This is a genomic window from Clostridium sp. KNHs214, assembly GCF_000744935.1.
In the GTDB taxonomy this organism is placed as follows: Bacteria; Bacillota; Clostridia; order Clostridiales; family Clostridiaceae; genus Haloimpatiens.
On sequence record NZ_JQMW01000013.1, the window covers coordinates 555,721 to 569,374 of the forward strand.

General features: G+C 29.6%; 10 protein-coding genes. All 10 read right to left on the minus strand.

Features of this window, described 5'->3' with window-relative positions; translation table 11 throughout:
- Positions 1–37: 37 nt before the first annotated feature.
- Positions 38–163, minus strand: coding sequence for a hypothetical protein (locus CC89_RS21290; RefSeq protein WP_286161393.1), 126 nt, complete (start codon positions 161–163; stop codon positions 38–40).
- Between the two features lie 197 nt (positions 164–360).
- A complete protein-coding gene (locus CC89_RS17960; protein ID WP_035294506.1) occupies positions 361–570 on the minus strand; it encodes a hypothetical protein in 210 nt (69 codons plus the stop codon).
- Positions 571–628: 58 nt separating this feature from the next.
- Positions 629–1,690 carry an RNA-guided endonuclease TnpB family protein gene (locus tag CC89_RS17965; RefSeq protein WP_051931974.1) on the minus strand — a complete coding sequence of 354 codons (1,062 nt, stop codon included), beginning with the start codon at positions 1,688–1,690 and terminating at the stop codon, positions 629–631.
- A 238-nt stretch (positions 1,691–1,928) separates the two neighbouring features.
- Positions 1,929–3,617, minus strand: a complete 1,689-nt coding sequence (locus CC89_RS17970) for a peptide ABC transporter substrate-binding protein (RefSeq protein WP_035294507.1) — start codon at positions 3,615–3,617, stop codon at positions 1,929–1,931.
- A gap of 558 nt (positions 3,618–4,175) precedes the next feature.
- Complete coding sequence (locus CC89_RS17975) at positions 4,176–5,951, minus strand: aminopeptidase P family protein (RefSeq protein WP_035294508.1); 1,776 nt, start codon at positions 5,949–5,951, stop codon at positions 4,176–4,178.
- Positions 5,952–6,114: 163 nt separating this feature from the next.
- Positions 6,115–6,702: a TetR/AcrR family transcriptional regulator gene (locus tag CC89_RS17980; RefSeq protein WP_035294510.1), complete on the minus strand. Its 588-nt coding sequence runs from the start codon at positions 6,700–6,702 to the stop codon at positions 6,115–6,117.
- Between the two features lie 350 nt (positions 6,703–7,052).
- The gene (locus CC89_RS17985; protein WP_035294513.1) at positions 7,053–9,107 is read right to left on the minus strand and encodes a methyl-accepting chemotaxis protein; all 2,055 of its coding nucleotides are present in this window, start codon (positions 9,105–9,107) and stop codon (positions 7,053–7,055) included.
- A 495-nt stretch (positions 9,108–9,602) separates the two neighbouring features.
- Positions 9,603–11,411, minus strand: coding sequence for a vWA domain-containing protein (locus CC89_RS17990; protein WP_035294515.1), 1,809 nt, complete (start codon positions 11,409–11,411; stop codon positions 9,603–9,605).
- 199 nt (positions 11,412–11,610) lie between these two features.
- On the minus strand, positions 11,611–12,489 hold the full coding sequence (locus CC89_RS17995; RefSeq protein WP_035294516.1) for a DUF58 domain-containing protein: 879 nt from the start codon (positions 12,487–12,489) through the stop codon (positions 11,611–11,613).
- Positions 12,490–12,546: 57 nt separating this feature from the next.
- Positions 12,547–13,533 (minus strand): AAA family ATPase, encoded by a 987-nt coding sequence (locus CC89_RS18000; protein ID WP_035294518.1) that lies wholly within the window; start codon positions 13,531–13,533, stop codon positions 12,547–12,549.
- Between the last annotated feature and the right edge of the window lie 121 nt (positions 13,534–13,654).

Consider the following 13,654-nt stretch of genomic DNA (forward strand, 5'->3'; position numbering starts at 1 on the left):
GGTATAAAAAATAACAAAAAGGATAGTAAAGAAAATATTAAAATTTTCCTACTATCCTACTACTATTCATATCCTTATTTGATTTTTCATGAAATTTACTAATTATGAATTTTAAATTTATTGTGTTGGTATTCTCTTTTAAAAATGCATCACAAAAAAACATAATCCTTCCTCCTTTCTGGCCTCACAGGACCAATTTAAAGCAATTCATCTGTTGTTTAGTATATAACTAAATTAAAGTTTATACATTTTAGTGTATTTAAATTTATTTTTTTTATTATTTTAATGCAAAACTTTAACTATGTCAAATGTTTTTTTGAATGCTGATGTTTTAAAAAACTCATATACTCTATTTTATTTCTATATAGAATATTTTTTATATGGATAAATTTTTACTATAAGTGACCTTCCTAAGGTAGAAATTACTTCTCCAAGGGCATCTTTATGAGCATAAAGATTTTTAGTAGTCTTTATTTTATACACAATGCTTATGCAAATGTTAGAATATCGACTATTAAATCTTATAATGAACATAAGAACTTTTCCTACTTCATAGTCTTGAAACTCCATAGGCTTTAAATCCCGTAGGTCCTACGGTAGAACTGGGGATTATACAATCCCCGTATATTTAAAAAGAATGTGGGCGCAAAATTTTTTTCATAAGAGTTACATTTATTTTTTCCCCAAAATTAAGCGGAATATTTGTATTTAATGATTTATAATTGTACTCTAAATTTAAATAACTATCACTATTTTCCACGTAAATAAGACTTTTATTATACCAGCAACTCTTATACTCTAAAAACTTACAGAACTTGCTCCAAGAAAAACTTTTTAGATGTGCACAATTTTCTATATAATCTGTGCCTTTTTTCACATTACATTCCTGAATATATATGATTTGATTTTCATCAACTATATTCTTTGAAAGTTTATGTAAAAAATCATCTCTTTTATTTTGAATTTTTTCATAGAGCTTTCCTATTTGTTTCTCTAATTTTTTTCTATTATTGCTTTCTTTTTCTTTACTAAGCAATTTTCTTTCTAATTTTTTTATTTTTTTTATATATTTAAAATAATAAATACTTTTATCATTGCTTATGGTAATAAAATCTTTCATCTGAAGACTTATTATATTTTTACCTTCTGTAGAAGGAATTTGACGTTTTTTCTGTTCTGTTATTACGGATACGTAATACTTACCACTAGAACTTTTGATAACTGTGGCACTTATTATTCTTCCTTCAACTTTTCTATGAACTTTTGCGTCTACCCATTTAAGTTTAGGTAACTTTATTTTTCCATCCTTAATTACTATATTGGAATTAACACAATTTACAGTGTAACACTTTCTAATACTTTTTTTACTTTTAAAATTAGGAAATCCAAAGGCCTTATTTTTAAAAAAATTTTGAAAGGCCTTATCTAAATTCCTAATTGATATTTGCAAAGAAGTGCTGTCCGCTACTTTTAGCCAGGGATACTGTTTTTTTAATAAGGGAAGATGATTTTGTTGTTCCAGATATCCAATAGTTTTACCTGCAGAGTCATAGGCTCTTATTCTCTGAGATAAAAAGTAATTATATACAAACCTAACACAACCAAAATTCTTTTCAATTTTAGCTATTTGATGAATGTTTGGATAAATCCTGAACTTGTAACCTTTGTTTAAGAGAGAACTATTTTTCACAGACAACACCTCCTCTTGCTCTAAATGATAATAAAAAAGGTAGAGAAATATCTCTACCTTCGTGGTCTAAATTCGGTGATGTGGAAACTATTCCACTTGGTTAAAACTTCGTGTTCAACCAAATATTTAATTTATCTAACAATTAGATTGTAACACTAATATAAATGTATGTCTATAGTAAAATTAATTTTTTAACAAAATATTTTAATTTTTCAATTTATTTAACCATTAACACTTATTATTTATCTCTTCCCTCAGTGTACGTATACTTAAGTTCTACACCACTACCAAATAAAGGACTCATTAAATTCTTAACATATTTGTATCTATAAGTATTTCTCTTTCTATAAACTGTTGGAGCTATAACTGCATCTTCATAAAGTAATATTTTTTCTGCTTCTTTATATGCTGCCAATCTTTCCTTTTCATCTAAAGATTTCATACCAGTTTTAACTAAATCGTCGTATTTCTTGTTTGACCATCCTGTTGGAACTATACCTGCATCTGTCATCCACATATCGAAGAATGTGTTAGGGTCATTGTAATCGCCTGTCCAAGCCATACCAGCTACTTGATATTGCATTTCATCAGTTCTCTTTTGGAATACTGGCCATTCAACATACTCAGCTTTTAAATTTACTCCTAAACTCTTCTTATACATTTGTTGCATATACTCTGCATATGTTCTATACCACTGATCTGTACCAGCAAATAACATTGTAACATCTAATTTAGCTGGATCCTCTGACATGCCAAGCTCTTTTAATCCCTTAGCTAATAAAGCTTTTGCATCTTTATTTTCTTCAACTAATTTCTTTATTGGTTCTTCTCCAACTAACTCTCTAAAGTCTTTTCCACCTAATTGTAGTGATGGTGGTGCCCATCCATAAGCAGCTTCGTTTACACCTTTAAATATTACGTCAGCTATATCTTCTCTAGTTGTAGCAATAGAAAATGCCTTTCTAACATTTGCATTGCTAAATAATTTATTTTTAGTATTAAAGAAATTGTAGTTTGTTGATGGGTCATAACTCTTCAATACGTCAAATTTACCTGTGCTATCAAATTTCTTTATCCACTCTGGTTTAGTAACTGCTAAAGAGTCTATATTACCATTATATAGTGAATTATATCTTGCATTTTCATCTTTAATAATACTCATTGTAACCTTTGATAATTTAACACTATCTTTATCCCAGTATTTATCATTCTTTTCAAGAACAACCTTACTATTGTGAACCCATTCCTTTAACACAAATGGTCCAGAAGATACCATAGTATTTGCCTCTGATCCATACTTATCACTATGTTTTTCTACTATATCTTGTCTTTGAGGCAACATTACCTTAAAATAAGTTAAATCCAAAAAGTATGCACATGGCTGTTTAAGAGTTATCTCTAATGTTTTGTCATCCTTTGCCTTAACTCCTACTGAATCTGCTGTAGTTTTTCCTGAATTATATTCATCTGCATTTTTAATTGGTGATAATAGGAATGCATATTGTGAACCAGTCTTTGGTGCTAATGTTCTTTTTATTCCATATTCAAAATCTTTAGCTGTAACTTTCTTTCCATCGCTCCACTCATAATCTCTTAAATGGAATGTCCAAACAGTACCATCTTCGTTATGCTCCCATTTTTCTGCTCCAGCAGCTTTAATTACATCTTTTCCATCCTTATCCTGTTCAATTCTTGTAAGTCCCTCATTTATTTCTGCAAGTATTTGAGATGAATATAAATCTGTTGATTTTGATGCATCTAATGATTTTGGTTCAGCACCTAAAATCAAATTTAAATATTGCTCCTTGTCCAATTTTGCACCTGCAGCTTGCTTATCGTCTGTACCTTTCTTTCCACAGCCTACTAATCCTGAGGTAATCAACAATGTTGAACCTAATACCACTGCAATTAATTTTTTACTTTTCATTTTTTAAGCCCCCCTTTTATATTTTTATCTTAATAACATCCTTTTTATAAATGTAGAAGTATTAAAACAAAAGTATTCTGCTAAAATATAGAATTTTCTTTATTATAAATAATATACCATATCCATATATACTTGTCAAATATTTTTTTACATTTTTAAAATGTGCTTTTCTTTATAATTTTAAGTTTTTTTTGTTCTTTTAGTCATTTTTACATTACTTTTTATACCATTTTGTGTTAATTTTATATTTATTTTTGTATTCAATTATACTATTTGTAAAAATCTATCACTAGATCTTGTAAAAACGATGCTTACTTTTCACTTCATTATTATTGCTGAATGAAATTTATTCATTTTTAACATTCATTTTTTTATTTTTGTTTTAAAAAATAAAAATAAAAAAGTAGAATATTATCTTAAAAAGATAAAAATCCTACTTTTTCAACTATACTTTTTCTCACTAACTAAATATATTTTTTCTCTTTATTATTTTATATTTTAATTATTCGCTACTAATTTTTAATCCTTAATTCTTACCTATTAACTATTAATTTTAAATTACACTTCTCTTGTTTCATTAGCTAACCATTGTTTTTCTTCTTCATCTAAATATGGTGATAATTTTTCAAAAACCATTTTATGATAAGAATTTAACCAAGCTATTTCTTCTTTTGAAAGCATGTCTACTACTACTCCATCTAAATCTATTGGACAATAAGTCACAGACTCAAATTTCATAAATTGTCCAAATTCAGTGCTTTCATCCTTAACAACTAAAAGTTCATTTTCTGTTCTAATTCCATGTTTGCCTTCTATATATATTCCTGGCTCGTTGGTTATTATCATGCCTTCTTCTAGTTTTATAGAATTGAAAGCAGGACTTATTCTGTGAGGTCCTTCATGTACGTTTAAGAAATATCCAACACCATGACCAGTTCCACACTTATAGTCTATGCCATATTCCCAAATTGGCTGTCTAGCTATAGCATCTAAATGGGTTCCAGTACATCCATATAAGAACTTAGTTCTTGATAATGCTATATTTCCTTTTAAAACTAGTGTGTAATCTCTTTTTTCTTCTTCAGTTAATTCTCCAAGTACAAAAGTTCTTGTTATATCTGTAGTTCCATCTAAATATTGTCCACCAGAATCCACAAGTAAAAATCCCTTTGTATCTAATTTATATGTTATTTCTGGAGTAGCTTTGTAATGCATCATAGCTGCGTGATCTTTATGTCCAGCTATAGTATCAAAGCTTATGCCCATAAAATACTTCTGTTGTTTTCTAAAACCTTCTAACTTATCTGAAGCAGATATCTCTGTGATTTCTTCTCTTCCTATGTTTTCTTTTAGCCAACGCATAAATTTAACCATAGCAACGCCATCTCTTACATGACAATTCTTTAAATTTTCTACTTCCTCTTTGCTTTTAACAGCCTTCATCATAGATGTTATATTATCTTCCTCTATAGCTCTACATCCTGCTGGTATAGAATTGAATATCCAATAGTTCACTCTATTACCATCAAAAAGAACTCTTTCCTCTTTAAACGATTTAACATAATTTTGTATCTCTTCATATTCTAAAACTTCTACAAAATCATTTTTTAATTCTTCTTCTATTTCTTTTGAAACCTTTGCTTTATCTATAAAAATATAAGCTTTTTCTTTTGTTACTAAAGCATAAGAAGTTACCACTGGATTATTATTAACATCATTTCCTCTTATGTTAAAAAGCCAAGCAATATCATCTAAACTTGTTAATAAAAATGTTGTAGCACCTAACTTTTCCATGTGCTTTCTTACTTCATTAATTTTATCTACTCTTGATTTTCCTGCAAATTCTACAGCATGAGATATAATAGCTTCTTTTGGTATCTCTGGTCTCTCATTCCAAATCTCTCCTATTAAATCATAGTCAGAGATTATTTTGATATTTTTTTTAGCAAATTTTTTCTCCATAATTCTAACAACTGCCACAGAAAATACTCTTCCGTCAAAGCCTACTACTGCCCCTTCTGGTAAGGTATCACAAAGCCATTGTTCATAAGTAGGCACATTAGGCTGCCCCATTTTAAATAAATCTATTCCTGAGCCTTCTAACTGTCTAGCTGCTTGTATGAAATATCTTCCATCTGTCCATACACCATTTTGTCCATGAGTTATAACTGCTGTTCCTGCCGAACCAGTAAAGCCGGATATCCACTCTCTCGATTTCCAGTGATTTGCGACATATTCACTTTGATGAGCGTCAAAGCTTGGAACTATGTAAGCATCCATTCCCTTTTGTTTCATAAGATTTCTCAACGCTTCAACTCTTTCTTTAACCGTCATTTTATTCGCCTCCTACAAAGTAATCCCCAAAATTCATTTTGATAAAAATTTTTAAATATTTTTTCATCTACATAAAATTATATACCAATTGTTCCATAAATTCTACATAATAAGCAACACTTTATATTATTTTTTATTATAACTTTTATAAACTTGCATATCATTATTTTTCAAATACTTCTCTAAAATTCATAAGTCTGCTTATAAATTTTATATTTTCATCCCGCTGTTCAGGATAATTGCGTATAGTAGAAGTAATTGCAGCTAATATTGAATCTATAAGTCTTGCTTTCATATTATTATCTATATACATATCATCCCTCTCCCTACATCCTTGCAATATTAATCCGATTCTATTGTGTATTCCTTCTCTAACCTCATTAATTTTCACCATTTCTTCATCAGAAAAATCTTTAATAACTCTTGAAAGTTCTACTCCAAGTCCCTTTCTTTCACTTATATCATCATATAAGGTGCATATAAAAAGTTTAGTTTTATTCTCTATATTCAATTGATTTTCTAAAATACAATCTAATTTTAAAAAAGTTTTTCTCCAACTATTTATAAAAACATTACTATACAAATCTTTTTTATTTGTGTAGTAATTATATAAAGTTCCTACAGCTATCCCCACTTCTCTAGATATCATTTTCATATCAACTTTTTCATAACCATTTTCTCCAAATAACTTTAGTGCTGAATTAAATATATTTTCTTCTATGTTTTTTATAATTTTTGGAATTTTAACCACCCCTTTATGAATTATAATTCATATAAAGATTTTAGTCAACCCTTTAGTTACTATCTATACATTAGAAAAATTTTTTTGGAATACTTTTACAAAGTATATATTCTTCAATCTTTAACAAAAATTATTTTTAGTGCATGAAAAAAATAACAAGTTAAAGATGCTAGTATATTTTGTGTCAGACAAGGAAGTAGCTTCCGTAACTAGTGACCACTATAGGCTGGTTCTGCTGACGCAAAATAGACTAGCATACTAACTTGTTATTTATTTAAATGTACCTTAGATAATTATTAAAATATAATAGACTATACCATTGAATCTATATTTTTATTTCAACAGCATAGTCTGAAAATTTATATTTTAAACTTATTAACTTCTTCTAAAAGTTTTCCTGCTAGTTCATCAAAAGTTTCAGTGTTAGATGCTAATTCTTCTATAGTGGCTAGTATTTCCTCTGTACTAGCTGAAACTTCTTCTGTAGCTGCAGAAGTTTCCTCTGAACTTGCTGATATATTTGTAATAGAATTTACTATTTGCTCCTTTTCACTTATCATATCTTTATTTAATTCTCTTACTTTTTCTACCTCATCATTTAGTTTAGATATTATATTAGATATTTGTTTAAATATTTCTCCTGTTTCACCTACAGATTGTTCTTGAGCACTTAAATTTTCTTCAGTATCATTTAAAGATTTCACTGCGTTGCTAGACTTATCTTGTATGTCTATTATTAAATTCTTTATTTGTTCTGTAGCTTCTTGACTACCTTCTGCTAATTTTCTTATTTCCTCTGCTACTACTGCAAATCCCCTACCTGCTTCTCCTGCTCTTGCAGCCTCTATAGATGCATTTAAAGCCAACAAATTAGTTTGTTCTGCTATGGCTGATATAGTATTCACTATGTTTCCTATCTCTTTTGAACCCTCATCCATTTTATTTATTGCTATTTTTAGTTTTCTTCCACCTTCTGAAGTATCTCTAGTTTTATCAATAAGCTCTGATACTACACCTAATCCCTTTTCATTAAGTTCAGACGCCTCCTGAGAAGAATCTGTAACTACATGTATTCTTTCAGAAATCTCTCCTATGCTGTTAGATAGTATTTCTGCTTTAGAAACTCCATTCTCTGTATCTTTAGCTTGTTCATTAGCTGTTTTTGCTATTTCATCTATAGTTTTAGCTACTTCTACTGTTGCTGCACTTACCTGTTCTGACATTTGATTTAAGGATTTTGCTCCCTCATTTACAGTATCGGAAGAGTTCTTTATGTTTTCTAATAAACTCTTAAGACTAACTACCATCTTATTAAATGCATTACCAATAGATCCAAATTCATCTTTTCTTCCTTTTGTATCTATATTTTCTGTTAAATCGCCTGAAGCAGCCTTTTTAATGCCATTCTCTAATATTCTAAGAGGTTTTATTATATATTCAGTTAATCTCAAAGCAAACAATACTGCAAATACAGCACATAAAACTGAAAGAATTATGCTTATTCCTCTTATAGAATTTATATAGCTGCCTATTTCTTTTTCTTGGAACCCTAATATTACTTTCCATGCTGTTTTTCCATTAGTTTCAAAAGAAGCTATATTTGTAACTCCGTCTTTTTTATACTCAAAGCTTCCCATCTTTTCCTTGCCCATTTTCTTATAAAAATCTTCTTTAGAGGCATCTTTTCCTACGCGTTTTACATCTTTATGACTTATAACTTTACCTTTTTCATCTACTATAAACACATTTCCTGTTTCACCTAAATTTATTCCATTATATTTCTTTACAAAACCATCTAAGTCTACGTCTATAGCAAATACTCCAGCTACCGTACCTTTGGCATCTATAAATGCTCTAGCAATAGTAATTACTTGACTGCCCGTTCCAGCATCTTTATAAGGCTCTGTATATATTAAATCTTCACTATGTTCTACTGCTTTTTTATACCATTCTTTACTAGTAGGATCATAACTTTTATCGTTATCTACAGTAGATGATGAATTACTAAGTATTGTTTTATTTCTAGTACCTATGTAAGCAAACTTTATTACTGGATCTTTTTCAGCTATGTTATCTAAAGTATTTTTAATATAAACCTTAGTTCTTTCAAGATCCTCTCTAACTTTTGGATCAGCTGAAGACTTTAGTTTTTCATCTAAATCAGTGAAATCCTTAAAATTCTTATTTTCATAATTTGAATTTATCATTCTCTCCATACTGTTTAAAAATTCATCCAAATTCATATTAGCTTCTTTTACCATAGCCTTTGAAGCTTGGTCAAAAGATTCTTTTAGTGCCCTTTTAGCCTTAGTATAACTTACAGTTGACATTATTATTATAGGTATTATCATTGCTAAGACCATAATAGGGACTATTTTGTACCTTATGCTATTTTTATTTTTGCTGTTGCTCATTTCCATTCCCCCTGTAAAAAACTTCTTCCTGTAGTATTATCGTATTTATTCATAAATTCTTAAACATGATTAGTAGTATTATCGTATTTATTCATAAATTCTTAAACATGATTATATGACTTAAGTCACATTCAAATAAATAACAAGTCAGTATATGTTAGTCTATTTTGCATCATACTACGTCAGCAGAACCAGCCGTTAGTCATGCCACAGAACCTGCTTCCTTGTCTGACACAAAATATATCAGCATCTTTGACTTGTTATTTCTTTTCATGTACCTAAATATATTTATGAAATGAGCAACAGCTATTTAATATAGTGATTAACCTACAATAAGCATTACATTACCTGAATTATGAAATTTCTCTGGAATGACTTGCATAAGAAGCGAAGGAACTATTTAAATTTATTGTTCCAAGCTCTTATGCAAGTCATAGAGGAGAAATTTCATAATTCCATCGCATTGTACCTTTTTGTAGTTTAATCATATAGTTATTATTTATTTTTTTTATAATAAATCCATTCAAATATTAAAAGTAATATGACCAGTGAAACTAATAACCACTGAAAGCTAAGTCCACTATTTTTTATAACAGTAGTCCGTTCTCTATTAAATAAACTATTGGATGTATTTTTAACATTTTTGTTTATCTGAGACTCATTATTTACCGGGAAATTAACTGCTATAGTTTTTTCCCTCTTTTCTCCATTTCCCCCCTTCTCAGTAATTCTATAAATCCCTCTTTTTACTGAATTACTATAAGGTCTTAAAGGGTAACTAACAGATATGTTTTCCTTAGTTCCTTCAGGAGTTTTTATACACATTTCTCTGCTATTAGGTAATGGCGTTATCTCTATGTCATCACCACATATATAACCATTTTTTAAATTGATATCCCCCTTAAAAAGATATTTCATTAAATTATTTATAAATATAGGGAACTCCACATTCAATGGGAAATCACTGTTTTCCATTGCAAATCCCAATACAAGTAATTTTCTACCCTTTACCTCCCCATAAAAAGCCGCTATTTTATCCCCAATTTTAAATATATTTTCTCCCCAACTAGGCACATTTATATCCTTTATTTTAGAAATCACAAAGCTGGAATTCTCCATGTAATTAGTTAATGGACTTTTTTGTACTTTGACTTCTCCCCCTTTTATTTCTTTTCCTACAGAAAAGAATTCATTATTTGTGGGATTTATAAATATAATATTTCCCTTCTTAGGCAATCTCTTTGGCGTTTCTCCTGCAAATATATAAGCATCATAATTTTCATCTAAAGCATTTAAATCACTAGTTTTATAAACTTGTATTCCTTTTACTGTAGACAATGCTTTTTCTATAAATAAATCCCCTTTTGAAAAAAGCAAAACCTTACGCTTTTTTTCTTCTTTTACCACATCATATATTACATTATCCCTATCTAAACCATCCTTTTCACTTATTTCCGCATATATATAATCTGATAATTTATTTACATTTTCAAAATATATGGTCTTAATTTCTTTAGGTTCTAACTGAACAGTTTTTACCCCCTGTATCTTTTCACCACTATAAATAGATACCTCTCTACTTAACTTAGAATCAGTCCTATTATTTATTCTTATCAAAACTTTTAAGTAATTCCCTTGGGATTTTTGCCATATATAATCCAAACTCACATTATCAACTTGAGAGTTGAGACTTATACTTTGTCCATTTATATCCTTTAATTCAACCTGATTATCCGTATAAAAATAAGCTATATAATTTTTGAGTGCCTTTCCCATAGATTTTGTCATAGCTATAGCATCATCCATATTCCCATAAGAATCTGTAGCTGGTATATTCTTTATTTTATCTATAGCTTCACTTTTACTCCCTGAACTAACTTGAACTTTTGCATATTTAGCTGAGGATATTACAGTAATTTTAGCATTGCTGGGCATTTTCTTTATAAGTTTTATAGCCTCCTCTTTTCCTTGCTCTAATCTAGTTTTTTCCTTGTATAAAGCATTCATACTGCCACTGTTGTCTACTATTATTATTGAGTTTTGAAAGGCTTTTCCCTTTAGCTTTACAATAGGATTAGCTGCTGCCAATACCAACAAGGTTATAATAAAAAGCTGAATAATCAAAAGAAAATTATTTTTTAGCTTTTGCCAAGGCTTATTTACTTCCACATCCTTCAGTGCATTTTCCCAAAGAAATGTACTTGAGACTTGTTTTTCCTTGAGCTTTTCCTTTAACATGTACATGATTACCACTATAGGTATCACTGATAAAAATAGGAAAAACCATGGGTATGCAAAGGACATATCACCACATCCTTCCTTACTAGAAACTTGTACCTGTACTCCTATTCAGTCCACATACTTCAATTTCTATTCTCTACTTTCATACAAATATAAAAGTTTACATACTAAATTCTGACACTCTAGCCCTCTAATTTAGTTTTCTTAACTTTTAATTTTTAATTGTTCTTACACTTGCTTACGCTGAAGTGGGGCTTCTTAGTTAAAATTTACCTGTTATGTAATTCCAAAGTTTTTTAAATATAATTTCTTCTAAAGATTCATCACTGGAAACAACTATATACCTACCACCTAATTTTCGAGAAATATTATTTAAATTCATAGTAAATTCTTTTAGAGCATTATCGTATTTTTTTATAATATTATCAGTTACAGTAATATCTCTATATATTTCTGTTTCACTGTCTTTAAGCCTTAAATGTCCTCTCAATTTAGGATTTAATTCCTCTGGAGATAGTATGTGTATAAGCATAAAATCTTGCTTTTTATATTTTAGATATTTGAGGCTTTCTTCCAAATTGTCCGCTGTGAAAAAATCCGATATAATTATAGAAAGTCCCCCTAAAAGTTTATCTTTCTTTTTTATGCATCCATTTATATTTGTTTTCCCCTTAAACTCTATGCCTTGAAGAAAATCTGTATAATACTTAAAGCCATTTTTACTATTTAATTCCTTAGAGCTATAGAGCCCATTTTCCCCCAAGGTATTTATGCATACTCTGTCAGAATCCTTTAAACTTATAAAAGTCAAAGCTGCAGCTAGTTGAAGTCCCCTTATACTCTTCTTTTCTTCTCCAAAATCCATAGATTTACTTGTATCTAAAAATATATTCACTGTAGATTCTCTTTCTTCCATAAAAAGTTTCAAAAGCAACCTATCAGATCTACCATAAGCATTCCAATTGATTTTTCTTAAATCATCCCCAGGCGAATATTCTCTAAAATCCGAGAATTCCTGTGAACCTCCTTCATCTCTAGATTTCCTAATACCTGTGTTTCCAGAGTGGGCCGACATTTTTATCTTTAAAGATATATTTTGTAGTTTTCTTAAAAAATCACTGTTAAATACATCACTATACATACAAAACTCTGCTTTCTATATATTTTTTACAAGGCATGCCCCTTGTCATGGCAATTTTTAAATCTCCCTATGGCAATATTGTAAAATTTCCTTTATAATTTGTTCACTGGTTACACCTTCAGATAAAGCCTCAAAATTCAATAGAATTCTATGCCTTAAGGCTGGATAACTTGCATATTCTATATCCTCAAAAGCTACATTATACCTTCCCTGCATTAGTGCTCTCACCTTTGCGGTTGAGATTAAACTTTGGGCTCCTCTAGGACTTGAACCGTACCTAATGTATTTCCTTGTTGCCTCAGGAGAATTTTCTCTTTCTGGATGGGTGTAAAGAATAATTTTTAAAGCAAATTCCTTAACTGACGACGCTATAGGTATTTCTCTTGCAACCTTTCTTATTTCCAATATCTTCTCACCATCAATTACATGTTCTAGGTGTATTTTTTCATTAGTAACAGTTATATCAACTATACTGCTAAGCTCTTGTAAATTTGGAAACTCTACATTTGTTTTAAACAGGAATCTATCTAACTGAGCTTCTGGTAAAGGGTACGTGCCTTCCATCTCAATTGGGTTTTGTGTAGCTAAAACCATAAAGGGCTGTGGCAACTCATAACTGTTTCTTCCTACAGTCACTGTACCCTCTTGCATAGCCTCTAATAATGCTGACTGAGTTTTTGGTGTAGCCCTATTGATTTCATCTGCCAAAACTAAATTTGCAAATATAGGTCCCTTCTTATATTGAAACTTACTGCCTTCTTGGTCTTTAATAATAATATCTGTTCCTGTAACATCACTAGGCATAAGATCTGGAGTAAACTGAATTCTTGAAAAAGAAAGATTCATAACCTTTGATATGGTCTTTACCAATTGTGTTTTACCAAGGCCTGGTAACCCTTCTAAAAGTATATTTCCCCCAGCTAATATTCCTATTATAACCTGATCTATAACGGAATTTTGTCCTATTATGCCTTTAGAAATTTCTTCTTTTACTTTATTTATTTTATCCACAATTTCCTTTAACTTAACTTCACTTATATCCACAATTTCTCCCCCTTAGTTGGTAACTAATTCTTGCACCTAAATTTCATTTTTTTATTTCATAACTGTGAAAGTTAAATTAATGATTATCCCACAAAAGTATTACATTGCTTGAATTATGAAA